19 protein-coding genes, 1 pseudogene and 1 riboswitch are annotated in these 21,717 nt (G+C 35.0%); of the genes and pseudogenes, 8 read left to right on the top strand and 12 right to left on the bottom strand.

Translation table 11 applies throughout. The features are described 5' to 3' along the window. Window positions 1-10: 10 nt before the first annotated feature. The 3 genes from menA to pplA all read right to left on the bottom strand — a co-directional run bounded on the left by menA (window position 11) and on the right by pplA (window position 2,996). Entirely contained in the window at window positions 11-952 is a 942-nt protein-coding gene (gene menA / locus ACFPM4_RS01390) for a 1,4-dihydroxy-2-naphthoate polyprenyltransferase (RefSeq protein ID WP_382346798.1), read from the bottom strand. A gap of 14 nt (window positions 953-966) precedes the next feature. After that, window positions 967-2,025: an FAD:protein FMN transferase gene (locus tag ACFPM4_RS01385; protein WP_382346795.1), complete on the bottom strand. Its 1,059-nt coding sequence runs from the start codon at window positions 2,023-2,025 to the stop codon at window positions 967-969. Window positions 2,026-2,102: 77 nt separating this feature from the next. Then, complete coding sequence (pplA, locus tag ACFPM4_RS01380) at window positions 2,103-2,996, bottom strand: extracellular electron transfer flavoprotein PplA (RefSeq protein WP_382346792.1); 894 nt, start codon at window positions 2,994-2,996, stop codon at window positions 2,103-2,105. A gap of 484 nt (window positions 2,997-3,480) precedes the next feature. Here pplA and ACFPM4_RS01375 point away from each other — a divergent pair, with 484 nt between their 5' ends. The 3 genes from ACFPM4_RS01375 (at window position 3,481) to ACFPM4_RS01365 (ending at window position 6,413) form a co-directional block, all read left to right on the top strand. After that, entirely contained in the window at window positions 3,481-5,349 is a 1,869-nt protein-coding gene (locus ACFPM4_RS01375; protein WP_382346789.1) for an FAD-dependent oxidoreductase, read from the top strand. 79 nt (window positions 5,350-5,428) lie between these two features. Then, window positions 5,429-5,848 (top strand): NusG domain II-containing protein, encoded by a 420-nt coding sequence (locus ACFPM4_RS01370; RefSeq protein WP_382346786.1) that lies wholly within the window; start codon window positions 5,429-5,431, stop codon window positions 5,846-5,848. Between the two features lie 25 nt (window positions 5,849-5,873). Continuing rightward, window positions 5,874-6,413: a Gx transporter family protein gene (locus tag ACFPM4_RS01365; protein WP_382346783.1), complete on the top strand. Its 540-nt coding sequence runs from the start codon at window positions 5,874-5,876 to the stop codon at window positions 6,411-6,413. A 134-nt stretch (window positions 6,414-6,547) separates the two neighbouring features. Here ACFPM4_RS01365 and ACFPM4_RS01360 read toward each other — a convergent pair. Further along, window positions 6,548-6,853 (bottom strand): annotated as a pseudogene (locus tag ACFPM4_RS01360) (molybdopterin-guanine dinucleotide biosynthesis protein B); the annotation flags it as partial. Window positions 6,854-7,088: 235 nt separating this feature from the next. Between ACFPM4_RS01360 and ACFPM4_RS01355 the strand changes: the two are divergent. Both ACFPM4_RS01355 and ACFPM4_RS01350 read left to right on the top strand, forming a co-directional pair. Continuing rightward, window positions 7,089-7,670: a LemA family protein gene (locus ACFPM4_RS01355; RefSeq protein WP_144928416.1), complete on the top strand. Its 582-nt coding sequence runs from the start codon at window positions 7,089-7,091 to the stop codon at window positions 7,668-7,670. After that, window positions 7,667-8,434, top strand: coding sequence for a TPM domain-containing protein (locus tag ACFPM4_RS01350; RefSeq protein WP_382346779.1), 768 nt, complete (start codon window positions 7,667-7,669; stop codon window positions 8,432-8,434). Before ACFPM4_RS01355 ends, ACFPM4_RS01350 begins: the two co-directional genes overlap by 4 nt. Window positions 8,435-8,485: 51 nt before the next feature. On the opposite strand, the gene ACFPM4_RS01345 is transcribed toward ACFPM4_RS01350, so the two are convergent. From ACFPM4_RS01345 to ACFPM4_RS01335, 3 genes are all read right to left on the bottom strand, one after another. Then, entirely contained in the window at window positions 8,486-10,402 is a 1,917-nt protein-coding gene (locus ACFPM4_RS01345) for a vWA domain-containing protein (protein WP_382348127.1), read from the bottom strand. 9 nt (window positions 10,403-10,411) lie between these two features. Then, complete coding sequence (locus tag ACFPM4_RS01340; RefSeq protein WP_382346776.1) at window positions 10,412-11,287, bottom strand: ATP-binding protein; 876 nt, start codon at window positions 11,285-11,287, stop codon at window positions 10,412-10,414. Between the two features lie 94 nt (window positions 11,288-11,381). Beyond that, complete coding sequence (locus tag ACFPM4_RS01335; RefSeq protein ID WP_382346773.1) at window positions 11,382-11,852, bottom strand: Rok-like winged helix domain-containing protein; 471 nt, start codon at window positions 11,850-11,852, stop codon at window positions 11,382-11,384. 215 nt (window positions 11,853-12,067) lie between these two features. Between ACFPM4_RS01335 and sda the strand changes: the two genes are divergently transcribed. Continuing rightward, entirely contained in the window at window positions 12,068-12,193 is a 126-nt protein-coding gene (gene sda, locus ACFPM4_RS01330) for a sporulation histidine kinase inhibitor Sda (RefSeq protein WP_144928424.1), read from the top strand. A 271-nt stretch (window positions 12,194-12,464) separates the two neighbouring features. Here the strand turns inward: sda and odhB are convergent, their stop codons facing one another. After that, complete coding sequence (gene odhB / locus ACFPM4_RS01325; RefSeq protein WP_382346769.1) at window positions 12,465-13,721, bottom strand: 2-oxoglutarate dehydrogenase complex dihydrolipoyllysine-residue succinyltransferase; 1,257 nt, start codon at window positions 13,719-13,721, stop codon at window positions 12,465-12,467. 336 nt (window positions 13,722-14,057) lie between these two features. Beyond that, window positions 14,058-16,895 (bottom strand): 2-oxoglutarate dehydrogenase E1 component, encoded by a 2,838-nt coding sequence (locus ACFPM4_RS01320; RefSeq protein ID WP_382346766.1) that lies wholly within the window; start codon window positions 16,893-16,895, stop codon window positions 14,058-14,060. A 371-nt stretch (window positions 16,896-17,266) separates the two neighbouring features. Between ACFPM4_RS01320 and ACFPM4_RS01315 the strand changes: the two genes are divergently transcribed. Beyond that, window positions 17,267-17,695, top strand: coding sequence for a hypothetical protein (locus ACFPM4_RS01315; RefSeq protein WP_382346763.1), 429 nt, complete (start codon window positions 17,267-17,269; stop codon window positions 17,693-17,695). Window positions 17,696-17,799: 104 nt separating this feature from the next. Further along, window positions 17,800-19,086 (top strand): MFS transporter, encoded by a 1,287-nt coding sequence (locus tag ACFPM4_RS01310; RefSeq protein ID WP_382346760.1) that lies wholly within the window; start codon window positions 17,800-17,802, stop codon window positions 19,084-19,086. Window positions 19,087-19,117: 31 nt separating this feature from the next. On the opposite strand, the gene ACFPM4_RS01305 is transcribed toward ACFPM4_RS01310, so the two are convergent. The 3 genes from ACFPM4_RS01305 to ACFPM4_RS01295 form a co-directional block, all read right to left on the bottom strand. After that, window positions 19,118-19,288, bottom strand: coding sequence for a hypothetical protein (locus ACFPM4_RS01305; protein WP_382346757.1), 171 nt, complete (start codon window positions 19,286-19,288; stop codon window positions 19,118-19,120). 298 nt (window positions 19,289-19,586) lie between these two features. Further along, window positions 19,587-20,699 carry a bifunctional diaminohydroxyphosphoribosylaminopyrimidine deaminase/5-amino-6-(5-phosphoribosylamino)uracil reductase RibD gene (gene ribD / locus ACFPM4_RS01300; RefSeq protein WP_382346754.1) on the bottom strand — a complete coding sequence of 371 codons (1,113 nt, stop codon included), beginning with the start codon at window positions 20,697-20,699 and terminating at the stop codon, window positions 19,587-19,589. After that, window positions 20,692-21,447 carry a GTP cyclohydrolase II gene (locus ACFPM4_RS01295; RefSeq protein ID WP_382346752.1) on the bottom strand — a complete coding sequence of 252 codons (756 nt, stop codon included), beginning with the start codon at window positions 21,445-21,447 and terminating at the stop codon, window positions 20,692-20,694. The genes ribD and ACFPM4_RS01295 overlap by 8 nt, the downstream gene beginning before the upstream one ends. A gap of 161 nt (window positions 21,448-21,608) precedes the next feature. Then, window positions 21,609-21,709, top strand: a riboswitch (purine riboswitch). The last annotated feature ends 8 nt before the right edge of the window (window positions 21,710-21,717 follow it).

Below are 21,717 nucleotides of genomic sequence, written 5' to 3'. Positions count from 1 at the left end.
GCTTTTCCTTTCATACAATAAGAAGTGCTAAGATCATCATTGTTACAAATGAACCATTCACAAGAACAAGATTTTTTACAGCTAAAACAAAAGTTTCCGCTTTTACTTGCTTTCCTTTAAACTTTCGACAATGTTGGTATACTGGTAAAATGACTAACAATGAAAATAGCATCATAACTGGTAAAACTTTAAACAAAACAGCTGTGATAATTGCGATAAATGAAGCGATATAGAGAATATCAAATAGTATTATGGCATTCCGCTTCCCAATATAATAAGGTAATGTGTAACGCTTATTTATGACATCTTCTTCAAGATCACATATATTATTGGCTAGCATTACATTTGCAATTGTAAATACGCATGGCAATGAAATCCATATAATTTCCATTAAGGACATATAATTAACTTGTACTGTAGATATAGCCCCATTGAAAAAGACATTCACAATTCCTTTATCAAAGGCATTAATATATACGGTTAAGAAAGTAATACCTAATCCCATCGTCACACCTGAAAATAGTTCTCCAAGTGGCATACGTGATAGCGGTATTGGGCCATACGTATAAAAAATACCTATTGCAAAACATAGTATTCCTATAAAGAGTACAGTGATATCTGTGCGCCAAACTAACCAAATCCCTAGCATTGTCGCAATCGCCAACAATGTAATGATCGTATTGCGAACTAGTCTTTCTGATATATCTTTTACTCCAATAATATTTTTCTCGTTGCGATATTCTTTACTAGAAGCTTTCTTATAATCCATATAGTTATTTATAGCTGTCGTAGTAAGATCGAAAATAAACATAGAACAAAAGAAAATAATTGTATTTAATGGTTTTAACTCACCGAACTTATATATGACAAATAATAAGCCCACCGCAAAAGGAAACAAACTAGCTAGCTTTGTTTGGATTTCAACTAGTTTAAAAAAAGTACGAATTGACATTACAGATTCGCCTCCTATTTCAATTCCATTTCTCCCATCCTGTATGCATTACTCGTTAATTCGAAGTTGGCTATGCCAGTAGTTAGAAATACCTGTTTATCAGTACTAACAAAAATGGCTTCGACCCCTGCAACGCTCTCAATATAATCCATCCCAGCTTCTAAACCCATTGCAAAAACAGATGTAGAAAGAGCATCTCCATCAATTGATTCCTCTGAAATGATTGTGACACCTGCTATTTCGTTATTAAATGGATAACCATCAGTTGGATTTAATAGATGATGATATTTCACACCTTCTACTTCCAAAAAACGTTCATATATACCAGATGTCACGACTGACTTATTCGTTGTTTGAATATTTCCGATTGTAGTCCCTCTTGGAGAGTAAGGGTCTTGAATACCTACAGTCCATTGCTTTCCTGATGGAGCCAAGCCTTTAACGTATATATTTCCACCTAAATCTATAATTGCAGTCGTCACATGTTCTTCTTCCAGCAATTTATTCACTTCATCTGTAATAAATCCTTTTGCAATTGCACCTAAGTCTAGACGCATCCCCTTATCCTGCAAATATATTTTATGTTCCATTTCATTTATCTCTATTTTCTTATAATCAATCAGGGACAAAGCTTTCTCAATTTCCTCTTCACCTGGTTTACGAGCATCAGGAAATCCGATACTCCATAAAGAAGTTAACGGCCCAATCGTTATATCAAATAAACCGTTTACAGACTCGCTAAAATCTTTACCGGACACTATTAGTTTCAATGTTGAATCTGAAACTTCCACAGGTTGCTCACCTGCATAATGATTAATGTTGGCAATCTCTGAATCTATATCATTACTAGTCAATTGATTCGCAAGTGTTTCAATTGTTTGGAATATACGATCTAAAACTGTTTCTTTGTCTGCATCATATATTTTCACGGTTACTACTGTACCCATTAAAAACTCTGTTCTTTTGTAAGGTGAAGAGTTTATTTGTAGTTCATCGCTATTTGTCTTGCCGCAACCATACATGGTTAAGGAGATCGTTAAAATACAAATGCCTATAAATAGTTTCCTATACATTCGCTACCTCCTTAAGTTGGGAAAAGACTATTAGAATATGCACTCAAACAGTCTTTTCTCCACACTAATAAAATCTGTTATTTTTCAAAAACAAAATTATCGATTAAAATTGGTGTTGTATCACCTTTTTGTGCTGCATTTATCAATTGTGCTGCATACATTTTGAACGTATGACTAGAGTGGGTTGCACCAGCCACAACATCAATGTCCTCGGCATTTTGTTTTTCCATTAATGCATTACTTAATTCCGGTACAAACTCTTGCGGCCCTACTCCAGTCTTATCTTTCATATTTTGTTGATACTCATTATCCTTTGTTTTTAAATCTGCTGCTTCATTCACATAATCATATTCTGTTGCGACTATTTTTCCTTCGTTTACAGTCATCTTGAGGAAAGTTCTCCACCCTGTTGCACCTATATTTTTTTCTTCTAATGAATAATTCCCATCTTGCAATGGTTTGTTATTCGCAATTTCAATTGTCGCAGAATCACCCGCTTGTGCAGCTTGTATTAGTTGCTGAGCATAGTTTTTAAACGTTTCTGCAGAATGGGTTGCCCCTGAAACTATGTCAACGGAATCGGCATTTTGCGTTGAAACCAATGAATTATTCAATTTTGGTATATACTGCTGAGGTCCGATGCCCACTTTTTCTTCCATTAACTTTTGATAGCCTTCATCTTCTGTTTTTAATATCCCATCTGCATTTTCATAATTGTAATCAGATTCAATTATTTTTCCGTTTTCTACAACAATCTCCATAGAAGCTTTCCAGCCTTTATCATCAAAATCAACTTCTTGTAGTTTGTAGACTCCATCTTGAATAGGTGAACCTGCAATAACAGTTCCTACTGTTTGATCACTACCACCTTTGTTATTGCTCTCTTCTGTTTTTACATTTCCTACTGAATCACTTCCACATGCCGCTAATAAAAGTGACAGACTTGCTACAGCTGTAAGTACTTTCTTCATCTTCTTACCTTCCTTTTCATATTATTTTTGTGAAACATTTCACAATTTTAGTTAAAAAAAAGAGAGGGGTTTTTATTATGTGAAATATTTCACATTAATTCATCCACATTTTAACATCAAGATTTAATTCTGTCTATTCTTTTTATAAAAAAGCTCTGTTAAACTCTGTTGTTGATTTTCGCTCCTGTACACTCGCTTTCCGCGGGCACGACCTCAGCTAACTTGGCAAAGAAAACCACTTTGCCAAGTGGATCTTCGGCTCGTGCTGTTCCCGCAGGAGTCTCGTGTACATCCGCTACAATCAACTAAGTTGTTAACAACAATGAACTTTAACAGAGCCTATAAAAAAAGTAATTTAAATTTTTATAGACAGATTTTGTGAAAGAATGTACAATGTAGTCGAATGTTCAGAGTTTCACAAACGAAATTCGTTACATTATGCTCAACGTTTCACAAACCACTATTATGAAGGAGTGATTTCTTAATGACAACTCATAATATTGTCATTATTGGGGCCGGCTATGCTGGAGTCCATGCTGCAAAGAAATTAGCAAAACAGTATAAACGTGATGAATCAGTTTCCATCACGTTAATCGATCGCCATTCTTATCACACGATGATGACTGAATTACATGAAGTTGCTGCAAATCGAGTGGAAGCTGATGCAATCAAGTTTGATTTACGACGCCTATTTAAACGAACCAAAGTTAAATTAGTTACGGATAATGTTACAAATGTCAATTATGATAATAAGTTAGTTACGACTGAACACGGAGCATACCCGTTTGATTTTTTAATCTTAGGGATGGGTGGAGAACCAAATGACTTTGGTACACCTGGTGTATCTGAACATGCTTTTACATTATGGTCTTTTGAAGATGCTGTTAGGTTACGAGATCATATAGAATCGACAGTTCGCCAAGCTGCGACCATACATGATGAAAAGACTAGAAGAGCAATGTTAACGTTTGTTGTATGTGGTTCTGGTTTTACCGGAATTGAAATGGTTGGTGAATTAGTAGAATGGAAATATCGACTTGCTAAAGAGAACAAGTTGGATGAAGATGAAATAATGCTTTATGTGATTGAAGCAGCACCTACTATCTTGAATACCCTTGATAGAAAAGGTGCAGGAAAAGCAGAAACTTACTTACAAAAACATGGTGTAATAATTTTAAAGAATTCACCAATTGTAGAGGTTACAGAAGATAGCATTCTCCTAAAATCAAACGAAGAAATAGCTACCCATACACTCATATGGACTGCTGGTGTTCAAGCAAACCAAGATACAAAGGATTATGGAATGTCAACTGGTCGAGCAGGTCGCTTAAAAGTTAATGAGTTTATGGAAGCTGAAGGCTTAGAAAGAGTATATGTCGTTGGTGATCTAGCTTATTTTGAAGAAGAACCAGCAAAACCTACTCCACAAATTGTAGAAGCTGCTGAACAAACTGCCATGACAGCTGCTAAAAACGTTATTGCTGAAATAAGTAACGGTAAAAAGGTTCCATATAAAGGGAAATATCATGGAAATATGGTTTCTATCGGTGCTCGCTATGGGGTTGCCAATTTAAGTGGAATTAGACTAAGTGGATGGTTTGCAAACTTTATGAAACACATGGTTAATCTGTATTACTTCTTTGGAATTCGAAGTGGTTATTATATGGTTCAATATATCAAACACGAATTCTTCCAAACGAAAGATAAGCGCAATATCTTTCGAGATACACTCACTAGATATGGAAATGTACTTTGGAGTTTTCCGTTAAGACTTATGGTTGGTGGGTTTTGGCTAAGTGAAGCTGGTGCAAAACTTTGGGGAGAAGAAACATGGAAAGAAGCTACTAGCAGCTTTGCTACCTTATCAAAACTCTTCAACGGAATTGGGGATGATTCTTGGTTAAAAAGCACTACTGTTAATATGCCATTCGAATGGTTACAAACAACAACAAGTGGCGCTAGTGAAACAGCGACTAGTGGTGATTGGGCAACTCCAATTTTAAGTAAGATGCCAGGATGGTTTGAATGGATTATGCAGATAATGCTCCCTACTCCAGAAGTAGCGCTGTTTATGCAAAAAATGATGGTATTTATTGAACTAGGGATTGGTATAGCTATCATATTTGGTCTTTTCACTTGGTTAGCAAGCTTTGCAAGTACAGGGTTTCTAATCATGTTTACATTATGTGCTATGTTAGGCTGGGATAAACTATGGGCCCTACCTGCTTCTATTGCATTAATGAATGGATCAGGCCGTTTCATTGGTTTAGATTATTGGGTTATTCCTTATCTTCAAAAGAAACTAAGTACTAGCTGGTATGGAAAAGAACGATCTATTTATCATGATAAGTAATGAAAAAACATATGAGAAAGCGTCAGGGTAACCTTTCGCTTTTTCATATTAGGATATGTATGTTATTGGAGGGGTTTAATTGTTAGAGTCTCTCAAGTTGTTTAAACGTTGGGATTTTATTATCATATTTGTTCTTATACTCATGGCTTTTTTACCATTGGCTATCTTTTCTAAAATTCAAAGTGAAAAAACGGGAAATAATGCAATGCAAATTGCTGTTATCTCAGTAGATAATAAAATATTGAAGGAAGTCACTTTAACGGGTCATACTGGAGTCCAAACATTTGATATCTATGCATCTGATAATGATCGTAATACGATAGAAGTTCGTGATGAACATATACTTATTAAAAGTGCCACTTGTAATGACCAAGTTTGCGTTAGGACACCCGCTATCTCCAAACCAGGTCAAACCATCATTTGTTTACCTCATAAATTAGTAATTGAAGTGATTTCTATGGATGAAGTACCTAGTGACAATTCCATCATTAGTTCTTAATCACGGTAGATTGGATGACGAAAAAATGAGTAAAAACCAACGCATTGTCTTAATAGCTTTACTAGCAGCACAGGCTGTCATTATTAGTTTGATAGAAAGAGCTATCCCCTTCCCTTTTGCAATTGCACCAGGGGCTAAATTAGGTTTAGCAAATATTATTACATGTATCGCTTTATATACACTTACTACAAAGGATGCATGTAAAGTAGTCATCATTCGTTTAATCTTAGCAACTTTGCTTGGGGGAACTATTTCGACTTTTATGTATAGTGGTGCAGGTGCGATTGTTAGTTTTTTCGGGATGTGGATGGTAAAAAAACTAGGTCCGTCACGAATAAGCCTTATTGGTGTTAGTGTTACAGGAGCAATCTTACACAATTTTGGTCAATTAGTTGTAGCTAGTTGGATTGCCAAAACTTGGACAGTTCTGCTATATCTTCCTGTGCTTTCATTTATCGGTTTATTATCAGGTATCGCAATAGGAATTCTAGCTAATTATTTACTTACGCATGTAGAGAAATTACATTATTATTATATACAAAAACAAGGGAATGACATTGTTTAAAGTATCCTTGTAAAAAAAACCTCGACAAATAAATCAGAATCCTGAATCATATATACATCAAACTTGGCTTCGAGTTCTAGCGGAATCCATGATATAACTGCTTTAATATTTTCAAGTTCTTCTAGTAATACAACATCATCTTGGTGACGGATTAAAACCACTTTAGGATATACAGCATGTTTATAGCCTTCAATAAACACAAGGTCTAAGGGAAAACGTTCATAGACTTTTAAAATTTCAGACAGACCCCAATTATTAATACTTACTTCCACATGTATATGGCCATTCCCCTCAACCGCAGAAATATGTGCTCCTGCTCGGTGATGTATGTCGGAATCTTTTTCTGAATTCATTTTTTCAGGACTACCACCATGACCGTGATGTTTCACGGTACCAACTTTATACCCTAATTTAGTGCCCTTTTTAATTAATTTCTCCATTAATGTCGTTTTTCCACTATTAGAAAAACCTACTACTTGAAATATTTGATATGTTTCCATCACGTCTTCTCATCCTATCTGTTTCCACTATCATCTTGGAAAATTGCATATTAATATTCGATATTGTACCATAATCAGATGGAGGAACGAATTAACTCGTACAGTTTTCCATTTAATACTTGAAACTTTTTTGTTATTAAAACAGTATTAATAATTAAAGTGAGGAGTGAATGATATGAAAAAAGGACTAGGAGCTATTATTGGTATCGTTGTCGTGTTAGCAATTATTTTAATCCCGACAATCGGTAGTTATAATGGATTTGTGAATGCTGAAGAAAACGTAGAAAAACAATATGCACAAATTGAGAATCAACTACAGCGAAGAATGGATTTAATTCCAAATCTCGTAAATACAGTTAAAGGCTATGCTAGTCACGAAGAGGAAATAATGACTGATATAGCTGAAGCTAGATCACGGTTAATTGGAGCTACTACTCCGGAAGAGCAGGCAAATGCAGACGCAGAACTATCAAGTGCGCTAAGTAGACTACTTGTAGTATCTGAAAATTATCCTGACTTAAAAGCAGATCAACAGTTTACTCGACTCATGGATGAGCTTGCTGGTACGGAAAATCGTCTTGCAGTAGCACGTATGGATTATAACGAAGAAGTAACTACATTTAATAAGAAAGTAAAGCAATTCCCTGGAAGGTTAGTTGCTGGTATTTTTGGCTTTGAAGAGAAAGAATATTTTAAAGCAGATGCCGCTGCACAGGAGGCTCCATCGGTAGATTTTGAAGGGGTTGAAGATGAATGAGGAAGTCTCCCCTTCTTCTCCTTTTTTCGCTTTTCTGCCTTTTATTTATTCCGATTCAATTCGTAAGCGCTGCATCCATTCCCACTCCGGTCGGTGATATTTATGTTCAAGATTTTGCGAATGTCCTCTCTACCGCAGAGGAGCAAGAATTAATTGAACTTGGCATATATTTAGATGATCACACAGGAGCACAAATTGCAGTGTTAACTGTAGATTCGCTCGATGGTATTCCAGTTGAACAATATGCCGTTCAAGCCTTACGCGAATATGGATTAGGTGATGCAAATAAAAATAACGGTATCTTATTACTACTTTCGATACAAGATAGAAAAATATTTATCGAGGTGGGTTATGGTCTTGAAGGTCGATTACCTGATGGTAAGGTCGGTTCAATTATCGATTCATATGCACTTCCTTCATTAGATGAAGGGAATATCCCACATGCTCTTACCAATACTTATAAAAAACTTTTCAATGAGGTTGCAGAAGAATATCAACTTGACAAGCAAGCTAATGCAGAAGGATATGTATATGGAGCAAATCCCGAAAATGAAGGTCCCTCCCTATTTACAACAATTATTATTGCAGTCATTATTATTGGTCTGATAATTCTCGATTTTAAATTTCTTGGTGGAGTCCTCACCCTCTCATTATTTAGAATGCTTGCCATCATCTTAAGCCGTGGTGGCGGAGGTGGAGGCGGTGGTCCTCGTACAGGTGGAGGTGGATCTGCCGGAGGTGGTGGAGCTGGCCGTAGTTGGTGAAAAACAATAAAACGTTTCTCTCATAGGATATCCCTTAGAGAGAAACGTTTTTTACTGTATTGATCTAAATAATAGTCTTTTCAATAGTGGAAATAATAAATCAGGTAGTGCTTCAACAGATGGGACAATCAAACTATAGGCACCATATATATTTTGAAAAACTTTTCGCTGTTCTTCAGGAACTTCCTCATTTGATAGGAATACATTAAAGACCTCTACCCCATTTTTTCTCGCCTCTACAACTGCCTCATGGGTATCCACAATTCCATTTTGATCATAGCCATATGCTGCAGGTTCTCCATCTGAAAAAACGATAAGAAATTTCTGTTTTTCATGTCGCTCTAATAATCGTTTACTTGTAACACGGATAGCAAAACCATCACGGTTATCTTCCTCTGCATCAAGCGACATAATCTCTGGTCCGGTTTTATAATGTAAGGAACTGGAAAAGTCAATGACACGTTTAAAGTAATTTGGTTGGTATTTTTCCGTAACGTCGTTAGCATCTTCCCAAAATCCAGTGATTTCATGTGGTACCTTTACTGATTTTAATGCTTCATGAAAAAGTACTATTCCACGCTTTGTTTCCTCCATCTTATCCACCATAGATGCAGAACAATCCACTAATAGGCTAAATACAGCATCAATTTCATTCGAATTTTCATTTTTTTTATAAAAGATTCGTGGATTTTCATCAGTAAATATGCGAATAAGTTTTCTATCTAACTTTCCAAATTGCAAATGTGTTCTTGGTAAGATCTTTTTATGTTCTAATGTAAGGTCGATTGCCTTTTTTAATTTCTTTTGATACAAGTTTACTTTATTCTTGTACTTAAGATATTCAGATTTCTTATCTGGACTAGTAATAATATTTGATATAAAAATTGCTTCCGCATATTTGTTTTCTTTTCCAAATGGTGCACCTTTATTTTCTTTCTCATTATGTTGATGTTCTAATGCCTCTAAATGACTAAAATCTTTATTCGAAGTTTTTTGAGCAGATCCTTGTATAACTGCCAGTGCTTGATCACCAGCTTCTCCCTCACGTGCTTCGTCTCCTAAAATATCTGTCTGAGTACCTTGATCGAGATCAAATTGTAAGAATGACTTCCCAGGTGAGCTAGTCTCACGATGCCATGTTTTCATTTCCTCACCGTGAACTTCCTCATCTCCAGCAGCCTTCTCATCAGCGATATCTTGATTGATGAGCTCATCTTTTCTCATTAAATCGCGATAATCTCCACTAATTTTATCTGGATCTTCTATAAATAAGTGAAAATACTCATTTACCATATCACGATTAATTACTTCTTCTAAGAATTCCACGATTTCCTTACTAATTTGAGTAATTACTTGTGTAGAATTTGCTTCCATTAGTTGTTCAATTTTAGTTCTATAGTATGGTAATAACGGATTTATTTCGTCATGTATTTCTGGTAGTTGAAATATAGGTTTTTGAGAATTCATAAGTAAATAAGTCAGATTAAATAATGCATCTAAAAAAAAGTTCTTATCTGCATTTACTTTTAACTGATTTTCAAAATGATTCTCATATATATCGCGCCTTACCTGGAAATCTTTCTTCATACCTGGTCGAGTTCGTTTACATAATTCTTCAATTCGTACATCTTCTGCTAACATACATAATTGTTTTGCAAATCGAGGTATTTTGGTTTGTTCACACCAATTCCCATAATTATATAGTTCTCTTGCATTGGAATAATATAAATTTCCATATGCTCGTAAATAAACATCCGATTTCATGCCAGAACGCATAATATGTTCTTCACGATGAGTCCAAAAATGACTAACATACACCTTTTTATTGCGATGGTCGATATAAGAATTGACCCGAAAATCAGTATCAAACTCAGGATCTCTCGAAAGTGTTTTCGTTAAATCAGCTAGTTCCATTAATAAAAGTGAATCAATTTTTTCATCATTAAAATTAATGAATCGATACAACATATTTTTCACCTACTCAAACAAAGTTGAAGCAATATTCATAATTGCTGCCTTCTCCCGTTCTTCTTCCAATTTATCAATTATGCCACGCTGAATCGCTCGTAATGGTGGTAGATAGGTAGCTAGATCACAAGTATCGATTAGTGCTCGAATGGATGCAGCTTCTTCGGGAATTTGTGCATTTTTCACTTGTGTTATTAAATCCTCAGAAAGCATCACAAATTTGTCAATTAAGCGATGATCATGTAATTTACTCTCATTTAAGAGAACATGTTTCAGTACATCACCTTGAACATAAGGAACCTCCATCACGACAAAGCGGTTTTTCAAAGCTTCGTTCAGTGGCACAGTTCCTACATAGCCTTCATTAATTGCCGCAATAACACCGAAGCTTTTTTTCGCTTTCACAACTTCACCCGTAAAAGGGTTAAACACCATACGTCTATAATCTAACACACTATTTAATATTGGCAGTGTTTCTGGTTTTGCCATATTTATTTCATCAATATATAGTAAATGTCCCATGTCCATTGCCTTCACAACTGGTCCAGGGATAAATTCTATTGTATTTTGTCCATTTTCTTGAGCAATTGTTTTAAAACCAAGCAATGCTTCTACATCCAAATCAACCGAGCAATTTATACTATGCATCGGTTGTTTGAAATAAGTTGCAAGAGTTTCTGCAAGCTTAGTTTTTCCAGATCCTGTTGGTCCTTTAAGAAGAACGTTTTTCCCTAAAGCTATTGCAATGACAGCATCTGATAATAAAAAATCATCTGCTGCAATAAAGCCACCTTTTTGATCTAGAGTTTCTTCAAGTCTAGAAAATTCTTGTTGTCTTGCAGCTATTATTTTCTGGATTTCTATTGGTAATTGTTGCGTATTCATGATTGTTGTTCCCTTTCTATTTATGAAAATTATACTTGTTGACCTATTTATTCTATCAGAGAAAGATGTTTTATCAAAAAAATATAAGCTTGCATTAAGCAAGCTTATTATTTTTCCTGTACGTATATAAACCTCTACCAAGTTTTTCAATATTCGTATCAATTTTCATTATCGTATTCATAAATGTTGTCATATTTGCTATTGTAAAACCTGTTCTTTCTTCGATTATTTTCTGTAATTCCGAACTTCTCATTGGAACTCGTTCTGCAGTTAATATTTCCACAGCAGTTTCTCTCATCTTCGTTGTTTTACTGCGTCTTGAAGGTCTTGCTCTTCTTTTTTTCATAGGTGTCAATAATTCTTGCTTATGTTCTAAGTGAGAATTCATTTCTACAGTTGAAGTGACCGATTGATGATTAAGATCTTCATGTTCCTGCAATTCGTCTAATTCTCGAAGCCTGTTAAAAATGAATGCCCGTTCTTTTCTTAATTCTGAAAGCAAACGTTCTTCCGCCTCGTTCATTTGCTCCAATCTCATTCTTAAGGCAATTCTCTCATCAAACATTATCGCTCCCCCATTATATCGCTCATTATATATATTAATAATTATAGATATTATAAGTGAAATAGTAAAGCGTTTACATTCATAAAATTCAACAAATTAACTAATAAATAGATAAAATATTTTTTATATAGAAAACGCTTTATTTTTTTATTAATTCCATGTAAAATTAATACATACAAAAGAATAATTTAATTTCACGAGGAGGTTTTACTTGCATGAAAATTATGAGCAATGAATTATTAGTTGCTGCTTATCGTGACGCAAAGAAGAATAACCACGGACGTGAATGGATTAAATTATTGAAACTTGAATTGAAAAAACGAGGTTTAAAAGTAGTATAATGCTTCTATGAAAATTTGAATATTGTAAAAAAGCATGCAGCTAAAATTGCATGCTTTTTTATTTCTGAAAATGTGGCTAGTAAAAACAAAATATAGTATGTAAATCGGAACATTGTTAGTGTACCTACAGCGCTTCGGAAATACACTTGTCTTTAAACTTTAAATTTATATAGTTAAAGTCAATTATTTATAAACTACATCTTTTAGGACAATAAAAACCGAACTAAAAATAGTTCGGTTTTTATTGAATACTTATACACTTTTATATTTATTATCCCTCTAACAGTAAATCTTCAGGGTTTTCTAAAAGTTGCTTAATTGTAACAAGGAAGCCTACCGCTTCTTTTCCATCAATAACACGGTGGTCGTATGATAATGCTACATACATCATTGGTCTATTTTCCATTCTTTCTGCATCAATCGCTACAGGTCTTGTTTGAATTGTATGCATTCCTAAAATACCAACTTGTGTTCCGTTTAAGATTGGTGTAGATAATAGTGAACCAAATACCCCACCATTTGTAATCGTAAATGTTCCGCCTTGCAGATCACTTAGTGCCAATTTATTATCGCGAGCTTTTTTCGCTACCGCTAATATATCAGCTTCAATTTCCGCGAAATTCTTTCGATCACAATCACGAATTACTGGTACAACTAATCCTTCATCTGTTGAAACAGCAACACCAATGTCGTAGTATTTTTTCAATAACAATTCATCGCCTTGTAATTCTGCGTTTACAGCAGGATATTTCTTTAAAGCAGCTACAACAGCTTTCGTAAAGAATGACATGAAACCAAGACGAACATCATGTTGTTCATAGAATTTATCCTTCTTACGTTTACGCAAATCCATTACTGCGGACATATCAATTTCATTGAATGTTGTTAACATTGCTGTATTTTGTTTCACTTCTACTAATCGCTTAGCAATAGTTTGGCGACGTCTTGAAATTCGAACACGTTCAACAGGTTTACCAATTTCATGCTCAGGCATTGGTTTTGTACTTTGGACTGACTTTGTTTCTTGCTTTGGTTGGTCGGAATAAGAAGAAACATCTTGTTTTCTCACGCGTCCAAGAGGATCAGTAGTCGGCACGTTACTTAGATCAATACCTTTTTCTCTAGCTAACTTACGTGCTGCAGGAGAAGCGATAAAGCGTTCCTTTTTATCCTGAACAGGTTCTTCTACTTTTGGTTCTGCATTTGTTTCTACTTTCACATCTTGTTCAGCTTTCGGTTCTTCTACTTTTTCAGGTTCGGTAGTTGGAGCTTCTTCTTTCACTTCACCTGTAGCTGAAGCATCAACAATGGCAATAACATCTCCTACCTGAACCGTATCACCTTCTGCTGCCTTTAATTCTGTAAGTACTCCAGACTCTTCGGATATTACCTCGAGGTTAACCTTATCGGTTTCAAGTTCTACAATATATTCCCCTTTTTCAACATGTTCTCCAACTTTCTTTAACCATTGTGCAATTGTACCTTCCGTAATGGATTCTGCTAATTCAGGTACTTTAATTTCAGCCACTTTAAATCCTCCTCTAAGTATAAACCATCTAGTAGTCTCTAGTTATACGCTGCTTATTTTTAAAAACATATGGATATATTCAGTTTCTAATATTGCTTGTCCAGCTTCAGGCAACAGGGGCTCGGGGTCAAATAACCTGCCGGCACGAAGTTATAATGCAACTTCTTGACGGCAGAACATTTGCCTGTCGCCCCTGGGCGTTGCCTTCCGCTTTTCTTTGTCCAGCTTCAGGCAACAGGGGCTCGGGGTCAAATAACCTGCCGGCACGAAGTTATAATGCAACTTCTTGACGGCAGAACATTTGCCTGTCGCCCCTGGGCGTTGCCTTCCGCTTTTTTATCTTTTCATTGCTTCTTGAATGATTAGATTTTGTGTTTTACGATGAATCGTTGGGTCACCCTCAGAAGGACTAGAGCGTCTACGGCGTCCTATATATCTCACCTCTACTCCTTGAGGAGCTAGTTTTCTTAAATAAGGATCAACATGCATCCATCCACCCATATTTTTTGGTTCTTCTTGTACCCAAACTAGTTCTTTTACATTTGGATAACGCGATAAAATGTTTTCGATTTGTGCTTTAGGGAACGGATACAATTCTTCAACTCGTAAAATATGGAGCCATTCTAGATTATCTTTTTCAGTCACATATTCTTCTAAATCAATAGCAATCTTCCCGCTGCAAAGAATAATTCGCTCAACTGCGTTATGGTCTTCACCCAATCCTTTTTGTTCTAAAACGGATTGGAATTTCCCTTCCGTTAGATCTGTAACATCCACAGATGCTAATGGATGACGTAGAAGTGATTTTGGTGTCATCAGAACCAAAGGTTTCACTTCTTCTTTTTGCAATGTTGCTGCTTGTCTTCTTAATAAATGGAAATATTGACCTGCAGTCGAAACATTTGCAACTGTCCAGTTATTTTCTGCAGCACTTTGTAAGAATCTTTCCACTCTTCCACTGGAGTGCTCTGGTCCTTGACCTTCATAACCATGAGGTAACATCATTACAAGTCCTGACTTTTGTCCCCACTTAGCTCGACTAGAAGATATAAACTGATCAAAATATACTTGTGCCATATTTGCAAAATCACCAAATTGAGCTTCCCATATCACGAGTGTTTCTGGTGCAAATACATTATAGCCATATTCAAAACCAACTACTCCAGCTTCTGTTAATGGGCTATTGTACACTACAAATGAAGCTTTCGATCCAGATATATGGTGCATCGGTATATACTCTTCACCAGTAGTTTCATCATGTAATACTAGGTTTCGATGAGCAAATGTACCTCTTTGTGAATCTTGACCTGTTAAGCGAATTGGAGTACCTTCTTTTAATATTGAACCAAAAGCAAGTGATTCAGCATGCGCCCAATCTATTTTTCCATCTCCGTTAAAGGCAGATTCTCTTCTTTTTAATATTCGACTCAACTTTTGAAACACATTAAAGTTTTCTGGCCACTTTAAAAGTTCAGAATTAAGTTGCTGTAATTCCTCCATCGGTACACTAGTTTTCGGTTCTTGAAAACCTTTCATGATGTATTCTGGTGGGTTCATCTCAGTATCTTGATCTTCACTATGTTTAGCTGCTAATTCATATTCTCTTTGCAGCTTATTTTTTATCTCTTCATCGATTTTTTCGGCTTCCTCTTTAGATAATAAACCCTTTTCAATTAAGCGTTCAGCATATAACTCTTTTACAGTCTTATGATTTTTTATCTTTTTGTATAGAAGAGGATTTGTTACCATAGGCTCATCTGTTTCATTGTGACCAAATCTTCTATACCCAATTAAATCAATTACAAAATCTTTATGGAATTTTTGTCTATATTTATAAGCTAAGATTGCCGCTGCTAGTACAGCTTCAGGATCGTCTGCATTAACATGTACAATAGGAATTTCAAATCCTTTCGCAATATCTGAAGCATACTTAGTTGAACGTGAATCTGTGCTCTCTGTTGTAAAACCAATCATATTATTGGCTATAATATGGATAGTTCCTCCCGTATTATATCCCTTTAGACGACCCATATTTAACGTTTCTTGAACAATTCCCTCACCTGGGAAAGCAGCATCTCCATGTACTGAGATTGCTAAACAACTATCAAGATTTTGGATTGGATATCCAGATTGATTACGTGTTTCCTGTGCTGCACGTGTATATCCATCAACAACAGGTCCTACTACCTCTAAATGACTTGGGTTGTTAGCAAGTGTTATTCTTGCCCTTACAGTATCGCCTTGTTTCAATTGACGGTCTGCACCTAAATGGTATTTTACATCACCAGTCCAACCATAAGTAATTCCAATTGATCCTTCTGATGGAATCAAATCCTTATTTGGAGCATGTTGGAACTCAGAGAATATTAGTTTATATGGTTTTTCTAAAACATGAGCAAGGACATTTAAGCGTCCACGGTGCGCCATACCAATATTAATTGTTCTTGTACCAGATCCTACTGAAGCACTTACAATCTTATCCATTAATGGCACGAGAGTATCAAGTCCTTCAATAGAGAAACGCTTTTGTCCAACAAACGTTCTATGTATAAAGGATTCAAACCCCTCTACTTCTGCAAGTCTATATAATAAATTTAACCTTTGTTCCTTCGTTAAGGAAGGATAAAATTTCTCAGATTCAATTTGATGTTGAAGCCAGTTTCTTTCTTCCAGCTCATGTACTTGATGGTATTCAAAAGAAATCCGTTGCGTATATACTTTTTTCAGATGGTTGATGGCATCAAGTCCATCCTTTAAATCTGAAGGAGCATTAGGTGATATAAATGAAGCAGGAACTTTCTTCAAATCAGCTTCTGCTAGATTATACTCTGATAATTCTAATCTTCTAATCTGCTCTTTTTCAAATAAAGGATTGGTCTCTGCTGCTAAATGACCATAAGTACGGATATTATCGGCTAGTTTTACTGCTGCGACGATTTTGCTATATACATCTGGATTTGCCGGTAATTGAAAGGAAATATCAGCTTGCCCTTTTGTTGTCATTACATCGACACCAGGTGTAGGTGCACCCCACTCGTCAAATAATTCTCTTAATTCGGGGTCTACTTTTTCTGGATCTTCTAAATACTCCTCATACACTTCAATTACATATCCGAGGTTGGGGCCAGTGAAATTTTGCCACGGTGCACTCTGATATAAAGCCTCTTTACTCATCTACGATACGCCTCCACCATTTCAACCATATTATTCTTATCTATAAGAATTTTACCAAATAATTATGGATGAGAACTAATTTTGTAAAACGCTCTCATGCCATATTCTATCACTGTTTCAAAGCAATATAAAGACCTAAAAGAATTTCTTTGCAATTATTCGCAAAAAATGTCGGATAATGCTTATTAATAGTATAATCACCTTCATCTTACTATGGTTTCTGGAAAAATCAAACTGTTTTGCTTATTCCGTTTATTCTTAGCAAAAATAGTCCACTGTTAAAATAAAATTGGTTTTCAGCAAAATTAAATACCCACTTTATTTGTTTCACATAGTATATAGGAGAAAGTCCTGATCGATGGGGTGAAATCATGTTTCCATGGGGAAAATATCCTTTTAATAATGACATACAAAAGTTAATGCAACAGTTAAATCCTGAGGACGTTCATTCATTTGTAAATGAAACGATGAAAAATGTGATGAAGGGTCAACAACAAGTTAAAGAAACAGAGAAGCCTCCAGCTAATAGTGATGTCACTATTTTCGAAAGTTTTGATGATGTTTTTATTCAAATAAAGTTACCTGCACAGAGGATTGATAAAGAAATAAAAGTGTACCACACATCGAATATTGTATATATAGAAAACTTAGATCAAAGTGGCAAAAAAAAGATAACATTACCTTGTCTCGTCAAAAAAAAGGGAGCTGTTGCACAAATAAGGGACAATATATTGCAATTACAAATTCCTAAAAGTAACGACTTCCAATTTACTGAAATAGCTGTAACAGATGAAAAGTGATAAATCCATTTTTCCTTTTAGATTTAATTACCACCTATCATGCAGTCGGATAAAAAAAGTTATTTGGTGGATATTAAATATATAAAGTCTGAAAGGAATTTGTTATGGACCTATTCGAACATAGTATTGGGAAAACCGTAAATAAAAAACCAAAAGTTTCTAAAATGGCATTAGTTTCAATTGCAACAATTCCATTAATTATGACTTTAGGTAATTCCATGTTAATACCTATTCTTCCATTACTGGAAATACAGTTAGAAATAACAAAACTTCAGTCAAGTTATATTATTATGGTGTATTCAATTGTAGCGATCTTTCTAATACCAGTCGCAGGATTCCTTTCAGATAAATATGGCAGAAAAGTTGTCATAGTCCCTTCCCTTATCCTCGCTGGACTAGGAGGATTAATTTGTGCATGGGCGGCATGGAAGCTAGATCCCAGCCCTGCCTTTATCTGGATAATTATTGGTCGCATTCTTCAAGGCGTTGGTGCGGCTGGAGCTTTTCCAATCGTCATACCTTTAGTTGGCGACCTTTACAAAGATGAACATGAAGTTAGTACTTCACTAGGAATTATTGAAACATCTAACACATTTGGTAAAGTGTTAAGTCCAATAGTTGGTTCTTTTTTTGCAGGGATTATATGGTTTTTCCCATTTTGGTCAATTCCAATGTTTTGCCTAATATCACTAATCCTGATCATAATATTTGTAAGAAAACCAAAAGGTGACGAAGAGCCACTTTCATTCCGTAAGTTCACTAAAAATACAAAAGAAATTTTTAAGGAACATAAAAAATGGTTGTTTGCTGTTTTTATCATCGGAGCCATCGTTATGTTTATTTTATTTGGTTTACTCTTTTATTTATCTTCGATTCTAGAGGATAAATATGGTTATGACGGGTTAAAAAAGGGATTTCTCTTAGCTATTCCACTGGCTGCACTATGTGTTGCATCTTTTACAACTGGAAAGATGATTAAGGACAACTTATCGAGAATGAAGTGGATTACTTTTTTCAGTATTCTCCTTACAGGAGCAATGGTTGGATTAACATTAATTTCCGATAAGTTTGTATTTCTTATTGTGATTTTTTTAATTAGTGGAATAGGAATTGGTGCTGCACTACCTTGTTTAGATGCTATTATTACTCAAAGTATTGATAAGGAAATGCGAGGAACAATAACCTCTATTTTTAGTGCGATGCGATTTGCCGGTGTTGCTGCTGGGCCACCAATTGTTGCTATTTTAATGCAAGATAAAATAATCGACATGGTATTAGTTTTAGGTGTTCTTAGTATTATCGCTGCCCTACTGGCACTTAAGGCAATAAAACCAAATGATAAAAAAGAGAATGACAAAACTAAGGTAGAACTTAAACTACAGATAGAATAAAAAAAGCTGCATATTACTATGCGGCTTTTTTTTATTTATCCCATGGCGGCCTCCAAAGTGGGAACACTTCTTCCTCAAATTTTTTCTTTTTGCTTGAGATATTCCCTTTATTAATTTCTTCCCTCATTTCAATAATAATCTCGATTAATTCATCTTTTGTTAATTGTTGCAGATAATCATTATCAAATGCATTATGTTCCATATCTTCCCACCTCCTACAGATAATCCATATATATGCTTTGCTTTGATATTTCATTTCCAAAAGTATGTAAGGAAACTATTTATTACTACATAAATATGCGATTACATTACGATTCAAAACATTTGAGTTTTACTAGTATTATTCCATATAAATTAGAGAGGATGAAAAAAAGGAATTTTGATGTAAATAAAATACGAACTATCATCTATAATAGAAAAATCTAGATAGTTCGTTTCAAAATGTTGTTCTCTATACGAAAATTTAAAGTTATCAGCTGAGGAAATATTTAATTTCTAAACTATTGGTTAATCTTCTCTTCATTAACATAATCCGGATATCCAGTAAACTTAATATCCGGGCCAATCATCTCAATAGTCATATTACTAATATTTATGGCATCAGCCATTTTCATTACACCATTTCCACTTAAGAAAGAAGGTGCGTTTTGACCTCCTACAAGTTTTGGTGCCATATATAAGATTATCTTATCAATTAACCTGGCTTCTAAAAAAGAGGCATGGATGTTGCCTCCCCCTTCAATAATTAAGGAAGAGACTAAATTCTCTCCTAAAATTTCAACTACTTCGCTTGTATCAACAGACTCCGTTCCTTTTGTTACAAAAACTAAAATTCCTTGATCTTCTAATTTCTTCTTCTTATCCTTATTATAAGCCTGGCTTGTAAATATCCACGTAGGTGCTTGCTTATCCGTTACTAATTTACTTTCTAATGGAATCCTTAGTGTAGAATCCATTACAATACGTATCGGGCTCCTACCATTTGGAATTCTAGTTGTTAATTCAGGATTGTCCTCCAACACTGTGTTGACCCCTACTAAAATCGCCATGTTTTCATTACGGAGCTTGTGAACATCATATCTAGCTTCTTCAGATGTTATCCATTTACTATCCATCGTATGTGTAGCAATCTTTCCATCTAAAGTAGATGCAGCCTTTAAAGTTATAAATGGTTTTTTCTGAACAATAAACTTGTTAAAAACTTCATTCATTTTCTTTGATTCCTGTTCACAAATCCCTACAATAACTTCAATACCTGCAGATTCTAATATTTTCACACCATTTCCGGCAACAATTGGATTTGGATCTAATGTTGCAATAACGACTCTTTGTACTCCAGCTTCTACAAGAGCTTCTGCACATGGTCCAGTCCGTCCATGATGAGAACAGGGTTCTAATGTTACATATATTGTGCTCCCTTCTGCTTCATTACCAGCCATACGTAGTGCATGTATTTCTGCATGCGGTTCACCAGCTTTTAAATGAGTACCAATACCAACTATACGATTATTGTTTACAATTACTGCACCTACTAAAGGGTTCGGATCTGTTTGACCTTTCATTGCTCTCGCATTTTGTATCGCTAAATCCATATAAAATTCATGATTAGTCATTGGAACATGTTCCTTCTTCTTTTAAATGACCTGATTTATTGATCTTCGTTTGTAAATAGTTTTCATTGTACTCAGAAATGTCTCCCCATAATGGTGTTCTACCAGATACGTGCATACCGGACTCTTTTAATGCAGCAAGTTTCTTCGGGTTGTTTGTTATTAAAGTAACTGGCTTCGTTCTTAATGCCTTAAGTACATGAATTGCATCACTATAATTTCTTGCATCATCTACAAAACCTAATCCATTATTTGCCTCTACAGTATCATAGCCATTTTCTTGTAGTAGATAGGCCATTGCTTTACTAAATAAACCAATACCACGACCTTCATGATTTGCTAAATAGAATAATGCGCCTGTTCCATGTTCCTTTATCATTTTCATGGATTGTTTTAGCTGAAAACCACAATCACAACGTTTACTACCAAAAATATCTCCAGTATGACAAATCGAATGCATTCTAATCATAGCATCGTCTGCAAAACCGAAATCACCATACACTAATACGCTCGATTGCTGATACTCCGCTAAGTTTGCCGAAGATAACCGATCAATAATCATTTGGAAATCCTCTGTAACTTCACATTGGTTTAACCAGCAATACCATTGAAAAACAACGGTTTCGCCATATAGATTTACGGGTAATTTAATTGGACCAACTAAATAAATTGCACCTTCATTTGTTTTTATCAATTGTATTTTATCTTCCAAAATGGATAGAACTTTTGAATTTAGTTTTGATTGTACCAAAGTGTTATCTCCTTTTTAGTTACTTAAATTTATTATTTCTCAATTATATGGTTTTCATCGCAGTTTGTTAAATAAGAAGCATTTTGAAGTTTAATTCTAAGAAAAATGAATCTATTTTGTTTTTCATTGACGAACTTCGTCTACAATTGATAAAATTTCCTTTGTTGTTGTGATAGCAAACCTGTATAAGTCCAATAATATGGATTGGACGTGTCTACCAGCTACCATAAATAGCTTGTCTACAGGAATAAGAGAAAATAGTATTTTTTC

The organism is Lederbergia graminis (assembly GCF_042655485.1).
GTDB classification, from domain to species: Bacteria; Bacillota; Bacilli; order Bacillales; family Bacillaceae_C; genus Lederbergia; species Lederbergia graminis.
The sequence above is the reverse complement of the archived record's forward strand: the minus strand, read 5'-3'. Positions and strand labels throughout refer to the sequence as shown.